This is a genomic window from Pseudarthrobacter sp. NPDC092202 (assembly GCF_044755505.1).
Lineage (GTDB): Bacteria > Actinomycetota > Actinomycetes > Actinomycetales > Micrococcaceae > Arthrobacter.
This window is the reverse complement of record NZ_JBIVRG010000019.1, coordinates 1-16,075: the sequence shown is the minus strand read 5'-3', so window position 1 is coordinate 16,075 and position 16,075 is coordinate 1. Positions and strand designations below refer to the sequence as shown.

The window sequence follows — 16,075 nt, the reverse complement described above, 5'->3', positions numbered from 1 at the left end:
GTTCTGCTACGTCATGTAGAACGATAGCGTTTCTGCAGGCCCCGCTGCGTGCCGGCTATTTGACGGCGTCCTCGAGTTTCTGCCGGAATTCCGCTTCGGTGTTGAGGGTCAGCTTTTCACCGTTGAGGAAAAAGGTCGGCGTGCCGGAGACGCCGAGGGCTTTTCCGTCAGCGATGTCTTTGCGGATCCGTTCCTTGGTCTCTTCGGCAGCCACGGCAGCGTCGTACTTCGCCATGTCCAGGCCCAGTTCTTCGGCGAAGGTCCTGAACAGGGCGTTCTGGAAGTCCTGCTTCTCGCCCCACTGCGGCTGGGTTTCGAACATCTTGGCGGCCATCTGTTCGTACTTGCCCTGCTGGGCTGCGGCTTCCACCGCCAGGGCGGCCTGGCCTGAGTTCTTGTGAGAGGGCAGCGGGAAGTAGCGGTTGACGAAGGTGATCCGGTCCCCGTATTCCTTCTTCAGTTCCTCCACCAGCGGCGCGGCGGCCCCGCAGGCCTCGCATTCAAAGTCCAGGAACTCTACGAGCTGGGCCTTCTCGGTGGCGGGGGCGGTGAGGCGGTGGCTGTCGTCCCTGACCACCTGGGCGTCCGCTACCGGCTGCACTGCGGCCGGTTCGGGTTTGGCGGCGGTGAACACCGCGTACCAGATCAGGCCGGCGCCGACGGCGGCGGCGAGGAGGATCCAGAGGACGATCCGGACCTTCCGCGCCGGGTCGGTGGGCTTGGCGGTGGATTTTGTTGCCTGTGTCATTAGTGGGGAATGCTTTCCTGGTTGCGGTGGGCTACTGGTTCGATCTGAAAAGTTGAGTGCTCGACGCTGACTTCGAAATGTTCCGCGACGCAGCGCTGCAGGTCCGCCAGGATCTCGGCGGCGTGGCCGTCCAGCATGCAGCCGTCTTCGACTGTGACGTGCGCGGAGAGGACTGGGGTGCCCGAGGCGACCAGGGAGGCATGCAGGTCATGGACGTCGATGACGTGCGGCAGGGCAAGGATGTGTTTACGGACCTCTGCCAGGTCAAGGCCTGCCGGCGCGTTCTCCATCAGCACGTTCAGGGTCTCGCTGAGCAGCTTCAGGGTCCGGGGGATGATCAGCGCCCCGATCAGCAGGGATACGACGGCGTCGGCCTGCACCCAGCCGGTGACGGCGATGATGATGGCGGCGACGATAACGGCGACGGATCCCAGGGCGTCATTGAGGACCTCGAGGAACGCGGCACGCATATTGAAGTTATGCTTCCGGCCCGAGGCCAGCACGATCAGGCCGATGACGTTGCCGGCCAGGCCGATGATGCCGAACCAGAGCATCGTGGACCCACCGACATCCGGAGGTTCGAACAGCCGGCGGATGCCTTCGATGATGACGAAACCGCCCACGCCCAGGAGCAGGGCCGCCTGCCCGGCGGCGGCGACGATCTCTGCCCGTTTGTAACCCCAGGTCCGCTTCATGGTGGCGGGTTTGAGCGCCAGCGACGCGGCAATAAGGGCGATCAGCAGGCCAGTGGAATCGGTGAACATGTGTCCGGCGTCGGCCAGCAGGGCAAGGCTGCCGGTCAGGAAGGAACCGATGATTTCGGCGACCATCACGGCGAAGGTGATGGTGAAGACGATGATCAGTTTTCCGCGCTGAGCCGCCCCGTCACCGGCGCCGTGGGCGTGATCGTGGCCGCTCACGAATGGATCTCCTGGTTTACCGCCCCGGTCCGGGAGAATGCGGTTGTCTCCTGGGCGCAGTCAGGGTCAGCGCACTGGCAGATGGGGCCGACCGTGAGGATGGTACCGAGCAGGTCATCCAGGGCGTGGGCAAGGCGGGGATCAGAAAGTTCGTACCTGACGCGCCGTCCCACGGGCTCGGCCAGGACCAGCCCGCAGTCGCGCAGGCAGGCAAGGTGATTGGAAAGAATCTGGCGGCTCACACCGATCCTTTCGGCCAGATCAGAGGGAAACGCCGGACCGTTCCGCAGCGTGAGCAGGACCGCTGCCCTGGTCGGGTCTGCGAGGGCTTTGCCGAACCGGGCCAGGACCTCAGTGCTCGAGAGAATGCGCATACCGGCAATATTACAGCTGTTTCTGGATTCAGGAAAGCCTGGATCGACGCGGTTCACCGGCCATCCCGCCGCCGGTCGATCCTGCTGTCGCGCTCCTGCAGCTGGGCAAGCATGTCGTTGTATGCGTCCAGATCCGCATCGTTGTTCCGTACGGCGGCGCGGTCGGTGCGGCGCATTTCCCTGGCATCAGAGCGGGACCACATCACCGCGACGCCGATGGCAATGAGTAAAGTGGGGACTTCCCCGATGCCCCAGGTGATGGCTCCGCCCATCTGCTGGTCGGCCAGGGCCGACGGTCCCCAGTCCCGGCCCAGGCCGGTGAACCAGTCCGGCTGCAGGAGAGTTGGTGAGCCCATGAGCGTTACCCCGAAGAAGGCATGGAAGGCCATGGTTGCCAGCAGCAGCAGGAGCCGCAGCGGGTAGGGGGCGCGGCGCGGCAGCGGGTCGGTTCCGATCATCGAGAGGATGAACAGGTAACCGGTGATCAGGAAGTGGGCGGTCATCAGCTCATGTCCGGCATGTTCGCGCAGAGCGAACCCGAAGGCGTCTGAGTAGTAGAACAGCACGATGGAACCGGCGAAGTTGGCCGCGACAAACAGCGGGTGGGTCAGGACCGCCGCCACCCGGGAATGAACCAGAATCATGATCCATTCCCTGGGGCCGCGGGAGCCGTCCCGCCGCGGGGCCAGGGTGCGCAGGGCCAGGGTGACCGGGGAGCCGAGGACCAGGAAGACGGGGACGACCATGGTCAGGGCCATGTGATCGACCATGTGGGCGCTGAAAAGTACCCTGCCATATACGGAAGGGCCGCCGGACGTGAAAAAGACCAGCGCCGCAAGCCCGGTGAGCCAGAGCGCCGTCCGGATCCAGGGCCAGTTGTCCCCGCGCCGGCGCAGGCGATGCGCGCCCAAAAGATACAGGACAGCAGCGGTAGCGGCCAGGGTGATCCACAGCCAGTCCGGCCGCCACACGGTAAACCAGCGCTCCGGGGTCAGTTCCGGCGGCAGAAGGTATCCGGTGAGCACTTCGGCCGGGGTGAGGGCCGCGCGGATTTCTTCGCCGCCGGGCGGAGGCGTCCGGCTCAGGGCTGCTGCGAGGCCGCTGACGGCGCCCATGATCAGCAGTTCCGCGACGATGAACCGCCACAGCACCGTGCCCGCTCCCGGCGCATCCTTCCGGCTCAGGGCGGGGATGAGGCGGGTACGGTGCAGATATCCGATGATGCCCAGGATGATGACGGCGGCGGTTTTGGCCATGACCAGGACGCCGTACGGGGAGGCCAGTCCTTCCGGCAGCGCCATCCGGATTGAGGCGTTAATGATGCCGGAAGCGGAGACCAGGATGAAGGCGAACAAGGCCAGGGACGAGAACCGGCGAAGGACCGCTGCTGTGTCTTTGCCCAGGGCTGTTCCGGCCACGGTGAGGGCGATCAGTCCGCCGAACCAGAGGCACACCCCGACCAGGTGAAGGCCCAGGGAATTGGTGGCCTGTTCGTGGTCGGTACCGCTGGAGGCATGGCCAATGAGGATGACGGGAACCAGTCCTGCGATGGCCAGCAGCGCCGCGGCCGCCAGGGGCCCCGGCGAGCGGGCACCGAACACCACTGTTGCTACCACTGCTGCGATGATCACGACCGACAGCCACGCGTTTCCGCTGGGCAGTTCTGTCATATAGGCGACAAGGCCGGCAGAAAATTCGGGGCTGCCGGAGACCGGGACGCCGGCGATGTCCGCGAAGCCCAGGACCAGGACCGCCAGCGCCGAGAAGGTCCAGATGATGCTGGTGGTCGCAACCAGGACCATGATCCGGGTAAAGGCGGGGTGCTCAGCCCCTGTTGCCGGGGCCTGCCGGCGAACACCGGTTCGGGAGGCCCGGCCGGCGCTTTTGAGGGGCGGGAGAATGAAAGCGGCAAAGACAAGCCCGCCGATCGTTGCCGCCGCCGCCAGGTTGTGTATTGTCTGCGCCAGGCCGTAGCCCCACTGAACCAGCGCCCCCGGGTCCCGGGTCTCGGCCGGAAGAGTTCCCCTGCCGTAGGCGGTCGCAGCAAGGACGACCACCAAGGCAACTGCGCAGGCGGCCGCCAGCCAGACCGGCCCGGGTGAAACAGTTGTCCTCTCCTGTGAAGTGGAGGCTTTGAGCGCCACGATACGTCCTAACCTGGTCCTGGCCGCGTCCCGGAAGGGCGGGGACGGAGCGCGAAACGAAACACCGCGCGCGACACCAGATTATCTGTAGAGTTGTTCACACGTTAAACGCGCGTGTCGGCGTGCGTTCCCCCGGGCCGCGGGCCTCGTGCGCTTCCGCACGTATCCGGGGCAGATCACAGATTCAGCACATAAAGGTAGCCTAGATGGATGACGCAGATCCCACCCCTGGCCCCTTCCGGGCCGGAGTGTTCCCTCCGGCTCGTCGATGCAGACAAAGTCGAGGCGGTCCGGTCCCGGATGCCTGGAGATTCGGACGTGGCCGATTTGGCGGTGATCTTCGGGCTGCTCTCGGACCCTGGCCGGGTCAGGATCCTGATCGCCCTCCTCGAAGGGGAAATGTGCGTCTGCGACCTGGCAGCAACCACCGGGCTGAGCGAATCCGGCGTCTCCCACGCCCTGCGCCTGCTGCGCGGGCCCAGGGTTGTTCAGGTGCGCCGCTCGGGCAGAATGGCCTACTACTCACTGGCAGACTCCCACGTCCGGATGCTGCTCGATCTTGGCCTGACCCACGTGGGCCATACAGGGAAGGACCGGTTGCGCGCGGTCGAAACCGCCCAGCCAGGCTGATAGGGGCCGCTGTGTCTGCGCGGTGCGGCCGCCGGTGCTGCCATGTCTGAGCCGGAGATCACCGGTCCGGTCTGGCTTCCTTCGCTGCCCCCGTCGCTTACTGAATACCTGGCGCCCAACCTGCAGCCGGTACCGCTGATCCCTGCCCTGACGCTCCTGGCCGCGGTGTTTTACCTTGCAGGGGCGATCCGGCTGTGGCGGCAGGGCCGGCGCTGGTCCGTGGTGCGGACCTGTTCCTTCCTGGTGGGCTGTCTGGCCATCCTCGTGGTCATGGGAGCCGGTATCGAAGGGTACGGGCTGCGGATGTTCTCCATCTTCATGTTCCAGCAACTGACTCTCATGATGGCCGTTCCACCGCTGCTGGTAATTGGATCACCAGGAACACTGCTGCTGCGTGCCACACCACACGGCAGGCTCGGCCGCCGCGTCCTTCAGGCAGCGCTGTGGGGTCTGCGTTCGGGCTGGGGGCGCATTGCGATTCACCCGGCCTTCATGGTCCCGCTGTTCCTGCTCAGCTTCTACGGCGTGTACTTCTCGGGCCTGGCGGACCTGCTGCTGCCTAGCTGGTACGGCCACGTCGGCCTGGAACTGCTGTTTTTGATCTCCGGGATCCTCTTCACTGTCCCGTTAATCTCCGCCGATCCCCTGCCGAGCCGCCAGACACACTTCGGGCGGATGGTCGACATTTTCGCGGAGATGCCGCTCCATGCCTTCTTCGGGGTGGTCGTCATGATGGCGACCACGCCCATGGTGAAGTTCTTCGCCGCACCCCCTCCAGGATGGAATGTCGACCCGATGACGGACCAAGGCGTGGCCGGCGGACTGGCCTGGTCCTACGGGGAGCTGCCCGGGGTGCTCCTGCTGATGTTCATCCTGGTCCGGTGGCAGCGCGAGGAGGCAAGATCCAACGCCAGCATCGAGCGGGCCGAGCTGACCGGAGGAACCCCCGAGCTGGACGCCTACAACAGCTACCTGCAGCACCTGGCAGACAGACCTGAGCGTCACCGCTGATCAGCAGCGCCGTCCGACTTGACCCCCGGGTCTGGTCGTATGAAGATATCTGCAGACGAGTTTTACAAAGCGTAGAAGTAGCTTTCTTTTCCTGCTGTTATCGGATTGTGACATTCTCGTTCGGTTAGGTAGCATTGATTCAGGCTTTTCTGTATTAAGCCTCGGCTCCGCATGCTCAGCCCCGCCGGCGGTGCCAGACGACGAACCCTTTACGGCGGGGGCGGAGGACCCACTCACGGCAGCTTGCTGCCTTGGGGTGAAGACGCACACTCGGCAGCGGCCCTGCGGGCCGGTGACGGGGCTGCGTCCGGGCTTTTTTCCTTGGCCCGAACCCGACAGCTAACTTCGCAGGCGACCTGAAAGGATAGCTGTGCTCCCCTCCCGCCACGGCCGCCGCCGTGCCCTGCCCCGAGACCGCTCCCGAGCCCGCGCAGGTGCTGCAGGGCCGCGGGGACGGTCCGGTCCCCACGCCCCGTCCCGGCGCCCTGCCTGGCTTCCCGGGGCCTCCGCTTTTGCTGCCGTCGCTATGCTCGCGTCCGGTATACCCGCCGCGCATGCCGGCCTAGTTGCTGCCGGACCCGTCCCAGCCGCCCCGCCGGCGGCCGTTGAGGCTGCACCGGCCATTGCGGCGCAGGCGCAGGCGGTCATCACCTATCCACGCACTGACGTCGGAACCAGTCCGGCCGAACGGCCTGCGGCACCGGCGCCTGCCGGAACAGGATCCACTGCCGGAACGCCGGCCGCAGTTCCTCCCGATGCAGCGGCGGCACCGCCAGGGGCTGTACCCGTGGATGCCACCTTGGCCGCCCCGCTGGCCAGCATGTCCATTTCGTCTCCGTTCGGTTTCCGGACCAGCCCGATCACCGGCGGGTCCGGCGAACTGCATACCGGACTGGACTTGGTGGCCTCCTGCCAGACCGCAGTGTTCAGCGCCGGCTCCGGCACCGTGGTGGAGGCCGGGTGGTCCCAGAACGGCGGAGGGAACCGCATCGTGGTGGATCATGGCAATGGGATGAAGAGCACGTATAACCATCTTTCGTCGATAGAGGTTCCGGTCGGAGCCGTGGTGGGCAAGGGCCAGCGGCTCGGCGGTGCCGGCACGACCGGAAACTCCACCGGATGCCACCTGCACTTCGAAATCGTCCGCAACGGCGTGACCGTGGATCCCCAGGGCTGGCTTTGAGCATGACCGACATGGAGGCGCGCGAACAGCCCAAGGCAACGTCGGTGCTGCCCAGGAAACGGCTGTGGGCAGTTTTTGTCACGGTTGTGGCCCTCACCGCGCTGGGCTTCTTTGCCTTGGGGCGGCTTTCCGCCGCGCCCACTGTAGTCCCGGACGCCGGCCCGGACGCCGGGTTTGCCCGGGATATGCAGACCCATCATGCCCAGGCGGTGGAGATGGCCCTGCTGATCCGGGACAAGTCCGAGAACCCCGAGGTCCGGGCGATTGCCTATGACATTGCCACTGCACAGCAGCATCAAAATGGGCAGATGTTTGCCTGGCTGCAGGACTGGGGGCTCTCCCAGACCGGGACAGCGCCGCCGATGGCCTGGATGAAGGCAGATGGTACTCATGACGGGGCCGGTGCCTCGCACGGTGCCCCAGCTGCCGGTGGCGGAAATACCATGGAAGGCATGGCCACCCAGGAACAGATGCAGGCCTTGCGCGAATCCTCAGGTGCGGAGGCGGAGCGTTTATTCGTTGATTTGATGATCCGCCATCATCAAGGTGGCGTTGCAATGGCCACCGCCGGTACCCGTCTGGCGGAAACCTCAAAGGTACGGGACTTCGCTGCCCGTATCCTCGAAGCACAGACAGCTGAAATCAGGGCCCTTGAAGAGCTCCGTGGCCGACTTTGACCGCCCCAAAAGAGAGTGAGACCGCCGATGTCCGGAAAACCGAAAGCCGGTGAGGACCGCAAAGCGCTCCTAGCTGCAGTGCAGGCCAGGCATCGGGCCGCCGACAGGCGGCGGGCCTGGCTGATCTACGGCACCGGCGCGGCGGTCGTGCTCGCAATCATTGCCGCAGTGACCTTTGTCCTTGTGGCAGAGGTGCAGCAGCGCGAGCAGCTCAATGCCGCTGCGGCCCGCCCGATCGAGGGTGAGCAGGACTATCCGGACCAGTCCAGAAACCACACCAGCGGGGCCGTCAATTATCCGCAGACTCCGGCCACCGGCGGAGACCATGCACCGGTCTGGACGAACTGCGGGATCTACACCGCCCCCGTTGAACAGACCCGGGCAGTGCATTCCCTCGAACACGGGGCCGTCTGGCTCACCTACCGCCCCGACCTGCCCACGGACCAGATCGCCAGCCTAACCTCGCTGGCCGTCGGACAGGATTACCTCTTGGCCAGCCCCGTTCCGGGGCAGGTCTCCCCGGTGGTCGCAACAGCGTGGGGCAAGCAGCTCGCCGTGGACAGCGGCAGCGACGAACGCCTGGCACCGTTCATTAAAAAATACCGGCAAGGCGCGCAGGCACCCGAGCCCGGGGCTGTTTGTTCCGGCGGCGTGCAGGGCTGACATTGCTGCCAAATAAGGACCGGGAGCCCAGGGCCTACGGATTCCTGCTGTCCTGGCGGTGGGTGGGCATCCTGGGTCTGGCCGTTCTGTTCGCTGCGGCCTGCATAGGGCTGGGTAACTGGCAGATGGACCGGCGAAACCAGGCAGTCACCGAAATCCGCCGTGTCCAGCAGAACTACGACAAGCCGCCTGTGCCCTACGAAGAAGCCAGCCGCTATTTTGATCACGCCGAGCCGGACGCGAAATGGACGACCGTATCCGTTAGAGGCCAGTACCTCGCCGAAGACCAGCGGATCGTGCGGAATCGGCCCAACTACTCTGCCGCAGGGTACGAGATTGTGGTGCCGTTCCGTCTGCTAACCGGCGAAACGATCATCATCAACCGCGGCTGGGTTCCCATCGGAAACAACCGGCCCGGCTACCCTGATATGGTTCCTGCACCGCCGACTGGAACCGTCACTGCGGTGGTGCGGATCAAACCCTCAGAAGCCGACGTGGACCGCGCTGCTCCGGAAGGGCAACTGGCCAGCATCGACCTGACCTCCTATGCCCGCCAGCTGCAGTACCCTGTGAAGACAGGCAGCTATGGCCTCATGGCTTCCGAAACGCCCCCGCCGGAAACTGCGCCTCAGCAACTCGCCCCACCCAAGGTGCAGGAAGGGTCAAACCTGTCCTACGCGATGCAGTGGATTACCTTCGGCGTGCTGGCCTTTGTCGGGTTCGGTTACATGGCCCGGCAACAGGCCCGCATCGGTCGGGAGGAACGTGAACTTGAGGAACCGTCCGAACCCGGACAACACCGTGCCCAGGGCAAAGCACGCCGCCCACGCTCTGATGACGAGGAAGATGCTCTTCTGGATGCCATGGGCCTCTAAGAGCGGAGGCCAGCCAGCCGTGGAGTACCTGACGGCCAGCCGCAGCCGGGCCGGCGGATCCGCTGCAGAGGCGACGACCGGACCCTGGGCGGCCGTTTGCTGCGCACGGCGTCGATTGCCCTCAAGGACTGAGCCCCTGGCCCTGACCATCCTTCCCCCAAAGGGACGGCTCACTGGCTCTCTGCAGGGCGGGCGGCGCGGCAATGGCTAAGGCCGACGGTTCTGACCTGACCGTTGCCGCTCAGGACTATTTGAAGCTCCTCTACACCGCCAATGAATGGTCGGATGCGCCGGTCACCGTTGGGCTGCTGGCGGACCGGCTGGGCCTGAGCATGTCCACGGTCTCCGAGGGTATCGCAAAGCTCGCGCTCCAGGGCCTGGTCTCACACGCCAAGTACAGCAGTGTCAGTCTCACTCCCGACGGGAGGCGGTACGCCCTGGTCATGGTCCGCCGGCACAGAGTCCTGGAAACCTTTCTGGTGCAGACACTCGGATACACCTGGGATGAAGTCCACGACGAGGCCGAAAAGCTCGAACACGCGGCCTCCGAAGACCTGATCGCCAGAATGGATGAACTGCTGGGACACCCGTCCACGGACCCCCACGGTGATCCCATCCCCACAGCCGACGGGCAGGTAAACCGCCCCGAAGCCAGCCAGCTCACTGCCGCACAGCCAGGACAAAACGTGGTCATTTGCCGGGTATCGGACACTGACCCGAAGTTGCTGCGTTATTTTTCCCGCCTTGGCCTCACTCCCGGGACCAAGCTCACCACCGGCCAACGGAAGCCCTTCACGGCAGGGACAACCGTCCGAATGACCGGCAGCGGGCAGGACATCACGCTTGGAACTGAAGCGGCGGACGCGGTCTGGGTGGTTCCTGCAGCAGCGGGGATTGAGCGCTCATGAGCTTATGTGGGCCATAGCCGCCGTCAGTACTTTCGTCACTGCCTAAGGGTCACGGCGCTGGCTGCCGCCGCCTTCGACCTCTGACCACCGGTGCTCTCCCGCTCGTGGGCGGCGGACAAAGATGATGGCGGCCGGGCGCGGAAAGCCGTAAGGTCCAGGCTGTTGCGGTGAGGTCTTAGGACCAGTTCCCCGCGCGCGTGCTGCCGTTGCCGGGAATCTCCTCCTGGCTGCGGTAGAGCTGCAGCCCGTTCAGGTCGGTCACGAGGTCTCCCACCACCACCACCAGGGCAAGCACCAGGCCGGAGAACACCATGACGTTCAATCCGACCCCCAGCGCGAACAGCACCAGCAGGGCGGCCACTGTGGATACCGTCAGGACCAGCAGTCCCACCAAAGCGACTCGCCAGGACCTGAAGAACATCCCGAGCAGGAGAGCCGCCAGCGCCAGGCTGACGAAGAGCGCAATTCCCAGGCTCTCCACCGCGGACTGGATGAAGGACGCCGGACGGTAGACACTGCTGTCCACGTCAATGCCCGAAAGGCCCGGTTTCAGGTCCTCCAGCGCCGACTCCAGGGCGGCGGTAATCTCCATGGTGTTCGCCTCGGGGAACTTCTCGACGACCAGCATCAGGCCTGGATCCTCGTCCAGCACTGCATCACCTATGAGCGGCTGATGATTTTCGCGCACTGAAGCAACATCCCCCAGCGTCAATGGGGCACCCGTCACTTTCTCCACGCTGACCTTGGCAAGATCGCTCGAAGTGGTGATCGGCAGCACGTGCTGGATACCGATGCGCTGGTTCTCCGTCTCCAGGAAGCCGCCGGTACCTGGCGTGGAGGCCTTAAGGAAGGTCAGGGGAGACACCCACACGGCATTGCCCGTGGTCTCCATGACCTGGTTCAGCGTCACTCCGCGTGCCTGCAGCACTGCCGGGTCCACTTGGACCTGCATCTGCTGCTCACGCTGCCCCCAGATGGAAACGTTCGCGACGCCGGGAACGCCCATCAGGCGTGGTTTGATGTTCCAGCGGGCCAACACGGACATGTCCATGAGCGGCATCTCCGAAGAAGAGAGCCGCACCATCATCACCCGGCCGGTGGAAGACTTGGGCTGCATCAGTACCGGCGGCGTGGAGACACGCGGCAAAGAGTGCGCCATGACCAGCCGCTCCGCCACGAGCTGGCGTGCCCGGGGCAAATCCGTCCCCGGCTCGAACAGCAGCTGGATTGAGGACAGGCCAGGAATGGACTGGGATCTGATCTCGTCCAGATAGGCGACGCCGTTGAGCAAGTCGACTTCCATCGGCGAGGTAATGAGCTGCTCTACCTCAACAGCGGACAAGCCCAGGGCTTCCGTCTGAATTTCCACCTGCGCTGGCTCGAATTCAGGAAGGGCATCCACAGAAACATGGGGAAGATACCAAAGACCCATGCCTACAATGCCGGCCGCCAAAGCCAGGACCAACAACCGAAATTGCATGCTCCATCGAGCAAATAAACCCGTCATAGCTCTTCCAAAGTGCATGTGGGAAATTTGGGCCGGCAAAGCGCCGAAAACCTTCCAAGGGACAGTTACCCAAGCTTCCCCCCGATCACGGCCACCAGACAGCCCCAACTTGATGCGCCGGAACCCCCAAAACAGGGGCACCTGCCCCCCCCAACCACACGGGGTGGGGCAGCACCGTCCCCCAAATTTTGGTGGTCGACAAAAAGGAATTGGAGCACTTATATTGCGGTACCGGACCAGAATGCACGGCCATGAAGATGACGGCACTGGCCATCAGCTGGCCAACACTTATCCGATCCAAAAAGGAGCTTTGGCATGTCCCCACGTCACGCCCGCACACCGGCACGGGGAATGGTGCACTTTTACACAGTCACAATGACCGCCGGCGTACTGGGCATCAGTGAAGCCGAAGTTGTGAAAATGCTGGAAAATGGGGAGCTCCGCGGTCTCCGGCTCGTGCCCCCGACACCATGGCTTGTCGATGGCAAAACCTTGGACGAGTTCGCCCTCCACTGGAGGAACAGCCCTCCCCAAAGCGACGAACGCCGAGCGAGTGGTCCCGTCCAGCAGCGGCGACTCCGCGTCAAACTCCGGAAGGATCAGGCTTGACCGGTAACGGTGAGGACGATGAGGACACAGTTCAGTCCCACAATCAGCGTCGCGCTGGTCCAGCCGGCGATCTTCAGCGGCATCGAGTCCGTGTGGATGCCCATCACATCACGTTTCCCGGTCAGCCGGATCAGCGGGATCAAAGCAAAAGGAATACCGAAGCTGAGCAGGACCTGGCTCAGAACCAGGGCCAGGGTCGGCTCGATCCCGGCGCCGAGGATCAGCAGGGCAGGGATCAAGGTGATGACGCGACGGGTCAGCAGCGGTACGCGGAGCTTCAGCAGCCCACCCATGATCGTGGCGCCCGCATAGCAGCCGACCGATGTCGAGGCCAGTCCCGAGGCCAGCAGCCCGATGGCGAACACGACGCCGATGACGGGACCAAGAGCCGACGTGACGGCGGCGTGGGCACCGGCGATCGTGTCCGTTCCTTCGATGCCACGCAGGCTGGAGGCGGCCAGCAGGAGCATGGCAATGTTAACTACCCCGGCGAGCATCAGGGCGCCCGCCACGTCGAAGCGGGTGGCCTTAATGAGTCGTGTCCGGACGGCGGGATCCTTGGAGAAGCCGTGCCTGTCCCGGGCCAGCGCCGAATGCAGATAAATCGCGTGCGGCATGACCGTGGCTCCCAGCATGCTGGCCGCAAGCAGGACGGTGTCCGTGCCCTCGAACCTGGGCACCAGGCCGCCCAAGGCGCTCCCGGCATCGGGCGGGTTCACGAAGAGCCCGGAGACGAAACCGACCGCGATGACGCCAAGCAGGATCAGGATCGCGTACTCGAAGGACTTCTGGCCCCGTGCGCTCTGCAACGCCAGAAGCAGCATTGATGCCACACCAATGATGAGGCCGCCGGCCAGCAGCGGAAGGCCGAACAACAGGTTCAGCGCCACGGCACCGCCGATGACTTCGGCCATGTCGGTTGCGCCGGCGACCACCTCAGCTTGGAGCCAGTACATCCGCCGTCGGCCGTTGCCAAGACGCTTGCCCAGAATCTCGGGAAGGCTCAGGCCCGTGGCCAGCCCGAGTTTGGCCGACTGATACTGCACCAGCACGGCCATGGCGTTCGCTGCCACCAAAACCCAGACCAGCAAATACCCGTAGCTCGCACCCGCAGTGAGGTTAGCGGCCACATTGCCAGGATCGACGTAAGCGATGGCGGCCACAAAAGCCGGGCCCATCAGCAGCAAGCGGGACCACCGCCGGCCCGCGGCCGGGCGTGCCTGAAGTATCGGAATAGCCATCATGGTCCTCGTCATCGTGGGCGTGGTGATACCACTGAGAATAACGCAAAATTAGGCGCACCGAAAAGTAAAGCTTCGGCTTACCTTCTTTCACGTTGGACATCACTGCACCTACTCATCAAGGTTCCGTACGGCGGCGGTGGTTTCTCAGCTGAGGACGCCGGTGCTTGTTCCCGGGCCGGTTGGCCTGCTTCGTCATCTTCCGACGCCCTTTATTCACCCGCCTACGCTTGATGAATGCGAGTAGCCCGTTTGGTCAGTGTCCTGGAGCGCCGGCAGATCGGCCTCTACCTGCTGGCCGTTGTCGCTGGAGGAGTGCTCGGCTGGCTGGTTCCTGCCGTGTCTGTGCCCCTGGAACAGGCCATCAACCCTGTTCTGGTGCTGCTGCTGTTTGCGACGTTCCTCGGCATTCCGTTTGCCTTGATCGGTAAGGCGATACGCGATGTCCGGTTCATGGCGACCGTTCTGGTCCTGAACTTCCTTATCGTCCCGGGCGTTGTCTTTACCCTGTCCCGGTTCATCGCACATGATCAGGCCCTTTTGATCGGGGTGATGATGGTGCTGTTGACCCCCTGTATCGATTACGTAATCGTCTTCTCCGGACTGGCCGGCGGATCAAGCGACCGGCTTCTTGCGGCCGCGCCGCTGCTCATGCTCACGCAGATGCTGCTGTTGCCCCTGTATCTGCTGTTCTTTGTAGGCCCCGACCTGGTCTCCGAGATAGAGCCAGGGCCCTTCATTGAGGCTCTCGTCTTCCTGATCATCATCCCGCTTGTTCTGGCGGCGCTCACCCAGGAATGGGCCAGACGGGCAGCCGGAGGCCGTGCCGTGATGACGCTGATGGAAGGGCTGATGGTTCCCTTGATGATGCTGACCCTCGCTGTCGTCATTGGGTCACAGATCACCGGCGTGGGCAGCCAGATCGGATCCCTGCTGTCGGTCATCCCGGTCTACGCGGCATTCCTGGTGGTGATGGTCCCGCTGGGCATGGCAGCGGCGCGGGCAGGCGGACTGGACGCCGCCAGTACCAAGGCCGTGATCTTCAGCGGCGCAACACGCAACTCATTGGTCGTACTCCCCCTGGCCCTGGCCCTGCCCGAGCCGCTCGCCCTGGTATCCCTCGTCGTCGTTACCCAGACATTAGTGGAGCTCATCGGGATGGTGGCCTACGTCAAGATCGTCCCCCGGATCATCAGGACGGACCGGACCCTCAAGTCCAGCTAACGCGGCCCCTCCGCCCACTCCCCCAGCGCCGCCGGCCCATGAAACACCCCTCACACAGATGAGTAAATGAAGCCTTACCCGTTTCAGTTTGCCCAGCAGTCATAGAGAACGGATATGGCTGGGCCGCGGTCAGTCTTGGTCCCAGCAGCTGCGGGAGATTGCTGGCTCTGCACGGCAGCCAGCGGAGATGACGGAAAGAGCAGGTTCACTCTCAAGACCAGCGGCCCACCATGGCATTCCTGCCCCATGGACTTAGGCGTCCAATGTGAGTTCTCGGTAATTCTTACCGCGGCCAAAGAGGGTGTGGCTACACAAGAAACTGCTCCTTGGAAGTTTGGACTAATAAATTCAGTTCCAACTTCCAGGGAGCAGTCCTATTTGGCCCTAGGCCAGCAGCCGATTCACTTGGGCATCAGCACCGAGTCGATGAGGTAGACGGTTGCGTTCTTGGTCTGCACGCCGCCGCAGATGACGCTGGCGTCATCGACCTTGAGGGTTTCACCGCTGCCGGTGACCGTGACGGATCCGCCCTGGACCGTGGCGTGGGTGCCAGCGATCTTGTCGGGAGTGATCTGACCCGGGACCACGTGGTAGGTCAGGATCTTGCTCAGCAGAGCATCGTCGGTCTTAAGGGTTTCGATGGTTGCGGGGTCAATTTTGGCGAAGGCCTCATCCACCGGTGCGAAGACAGTGAATTCGCCGCCGTTAAGGGTGTCCACCAGGTCAACCTTGGGGTTCAGCTTGCCGGACACTGCGGCGGTCAGAGTGGTAAGGATCGGGTTGTTCGATGCTGCGACAGCGACTGGATCCAAGGCCATGCCTTCCACCGAGCCTGCGCCGGTGGGGACCTGCTCGGCGTAACCAGCGCAACCCGGGCCGACCAGGTTGACGGCCGGGTCCATAGCGTCGGCCGAAGAGCTGGCGGACGGTGCCGGCGCCGCACTGGAAGCAGAAGGCGCGGCGGCGGGAGCAGATGAGCCTGAAGTGGCAGCCGATCCCCCGCAGGCGGTCAGGCTTAGCAAAGCCGCCGCTGCAACGCCTGCGACCGTGAACGTGCTGCGCTTAATTGTCTGCATTCCAGTACTCCTTGAATTGTGACGGGCATGGCCCGGACCGATGTTCACCTGCCCCTGGCCGGTGTCTCAATGACTATTCGGCCGACGCAGAAACATGGATGGGTCAATATCAAGAAGTTTTTCCTGAGATCCTTCGCTTCTGAGAAACGCGCCATCGCGGACCGTCAAAGTGAGGTGCTCCGCCGCCGCTTTAGCCTCGATCCACCGATGAGCCTTCGGCTGGCCGTCCTGGCGTGACCGGTGCGAGATGATGCGCCGCGGGCAGGGGTGTGTTCCGGGCGTCGC

The 16,075-nt window shown here is 64.1% G+C and carries 16 protein-coding genes and 1 riboswitch; of the genes, 8 read left to right on the top strand and 8 right to left on the bottom strand.

The features are described 5' to 3' along the window. Positions 1-55 precede the first annotated feature (55 nt). Genes ACIQF4_RS19510 through ACIQF4_RS19495 form a run of 4 tightly spaced genes read right to left on the bottom strand, consistent with a single transcriptional unit; the run spans position 56 to position 4,186 of the window. Positions 56-748 carry a thioredoxin domain-containing protein gene (locus ACIQF4_RS19510; protein ID WP_191079176.1) on the bottom strand — a complete coding sequence of 231 codons (693 nt, stop codon included), beginning with the start codon at positions 746-748 and terminating at the stop codon, positions 56-58. Then, positions 748-1,668, bottom strand: a complete 921-nt coding sequence (locus ACIQF4_RS19505) for a cation diffusion facilitator family transporter (protein WP_191079177.1) — start codon at positions 1,666-1,668, stop codon at positions 748-750. Before ACIQF4_RS19505 ends, ACIQF4_RS19510 begins: the two co-directional genes overlap by 1 nt. After that, on the bottom strand, positions 1,665-2,042 hold the full coding sequence (locus tag ACIQF4_RS19500) for a helix-turn-helix transcriptional regulator (protein ID WP_191079178.1): 378 nt from the start codon (positions 2,040-2,042) through the stop codon (positions 1,665-1,667). Before ACIQF4_RS19500 ends, ACIQF4_RS19505 begins: the two co-directional genes overlap by 4 nt. 53 nt (positions 2,043-2,095) lie before the next feature. Then, complete coding sequence (locus tag ACIQF4_RS19495) at positions 2,096-4,186, bottom strand: cytochrome c oxidase assembly protein (protein ID WP_363956572.1); 2,091 nt, start codon at positions 4,184-4,186, stop codon at positions 2,096-2,098. A gap of 210 nt (positions 4,187-4,396) precedes the next feature. On the opposite strand from ACIQF4_RS19495, the gene ACIQF4_RS19490 reads away from it, so the two are divergent. From ACIQF4_RS19490 to ACIQF4_RS19460, 7 genes are all read left to right on the top strand, one after another. Beyond that, positions 4,397-4,816 carry a helix-turn-helix transcriptional regulator gene (locus ACIQF4_RS19490; RefSeq protein WP_191079180.1) on the top strand — a complete coding sequence of 140 codons (420 nt, stop codon included), beginning with the start codon at positions 4,397-4,399 and terminating at the stop codon, positions 4,814-4,816. A gap of 42 nt (positions 4,817-4,858) precedes the next feature. After that, positions 4,859-5,827 (top strand): cytochrome c oxidase assembly protein, encoded by a 969-nt coding sequence (locus ACIQF4_RS19485; RefSeq protein WP_191079181.1) that lies wholly within the window; start codon positions 4,859-4,861, stop codon positions 5,825-5,827. A gap of 188 nt (positions 5,828-6,015) precedes the next feature. After that, positions 6,016-6,195, top strand: a riboswitch (cyclic di-AMP (ydaO/yuaA leader). A 419-nt stretch (positions 6,196-6,614) separates the two neighbouring features. Further along, positions 6,615-7,010 (top strand): M23 family metallopeptidase, encoded by a 396-nt coding sequence (locus ACIQF4_RS19480; protein WP_400517462.1) that lies wholly within the window; start codon positions 6,615-6,617, stop codon positions 7,008-7,010. Positions 7,011-7,012: 2 nt separating this feature from the next. Next, positions 7,013-7,687, top strand: coding sequence for a DUF305 domain-containing protein (locus ACIQF4_RS19475; RefSeq protein WP_139027867.1), 675 nt, complete (start codon positions 7,013-7,015; stop codon positions 7,685-7,687). A gap of 27 nt (positions 7,688-7,714) precedes the next feature. Continuing rightward, entirely contained in the window at positions 7,715-8,350 is a 636-nt protein-coding gene (locus tag ACIQF4_RS19470) for a DUF3105 domain-containing protein (RefSeq protein ID WP_191079182.1), read from the top strand. A gap of 2 nt (positions 8,351-8,352) precedes the next feature. Beyond that, entirely contained in the window at positions 8,353-9,225 is an 873-nt protein-coding gene (locus tag ACIQF4_RS19465; RefSeq protein ID WP_223883696.1) for an SURF1 family protein, read from the top strand. 203 nt (positions 9,226-9,428) lie between these two features. Next, on the top strand, positions 9,429-10,133 hold the full coding sequence (locus tag ACIQF4_RS19460; protein WP_191079183.1) for a metal-dependent transcriptional regulator: 705 nt from the start codon (positions 9,429-9,431) through the stop codon (positions 10,131-10,133). 175 nt (positions 10,134-10,308) lie between these two features. Here ACIQF4_RS19460 and ACIQF4_RS19455 read toward each other — a convergent pair whose 3' ends face one another. Together ACIQF4_RS19455 and ACIQF4_RS19450 are read right to left on the bottom strand one after the other, a co-directional pair. After that, positions 10,309-11,613, bottom strand: a complete 1,305-nt coding sequence (locus ACIQF4_RS19455; protein ID WP_400580032.1) for an efflux RND transporter permease subunit — start codon at positions 11,611-11,613, stop codon at positions 10,309-10,311. A 626-nt stretch (positions 11,614-12,239) separates the two neighbouring features. Further along, on the bottom strand, positions 12,240-13,490 hold the full coding sequence (locus ACIQF4_RS19450) for an Nramp family divalent metal transporter (protein WP_139027873.1): 1,251 nt from the start codon (positions 13,488-13,490) through the stop codon (positions 12,240-12,242). 237 nt (positions 13,491-13,727) lie between these two features. Between ACIQF4_RS19450 and ACIQF4_RS19445 the strand changes: the two genes are divergently transcribed. Further along, complete coding sequence (locus tag ACIQF4_RS19445; RefSeq protein ID WP_191079185.1) at positions 13,728-14,714, top strand: arsenic resistance protein; 987 nt, start codon at positions 13,728-13,730, stop codon at positions 14,712-14,714. A 401-nt stretch (positions 14,715-15,115) separates the two neighbouring features. On the opposite strand, the gene ACIQF4_RS19440 is transcribed toward ACIQF4_RS19445, so the two are convergent. Both ACIQF4_RS19440 and ACIQF4_RS19435 read right to left on the bottom strand, forming a co-directional pair. After that, entirely contained in the window at positions 15,116-15,790 is a 675-nt protein-coding gene (locus tag ACIQF4_RS19440; protein WP_139027875.1) for a fasciclin domain-containing protein, read from the bottom strand. A 66-nt stretch (positions 15,791-15,856) separates the two neighbouring features. Next, positions 15,857-16,075: hypothetical protein (locus ACIQF4_RS19435; protein ID WP_400517464.1), on the bottom strand; the 219-nt coding region annotated here is incomplete at its 5' end.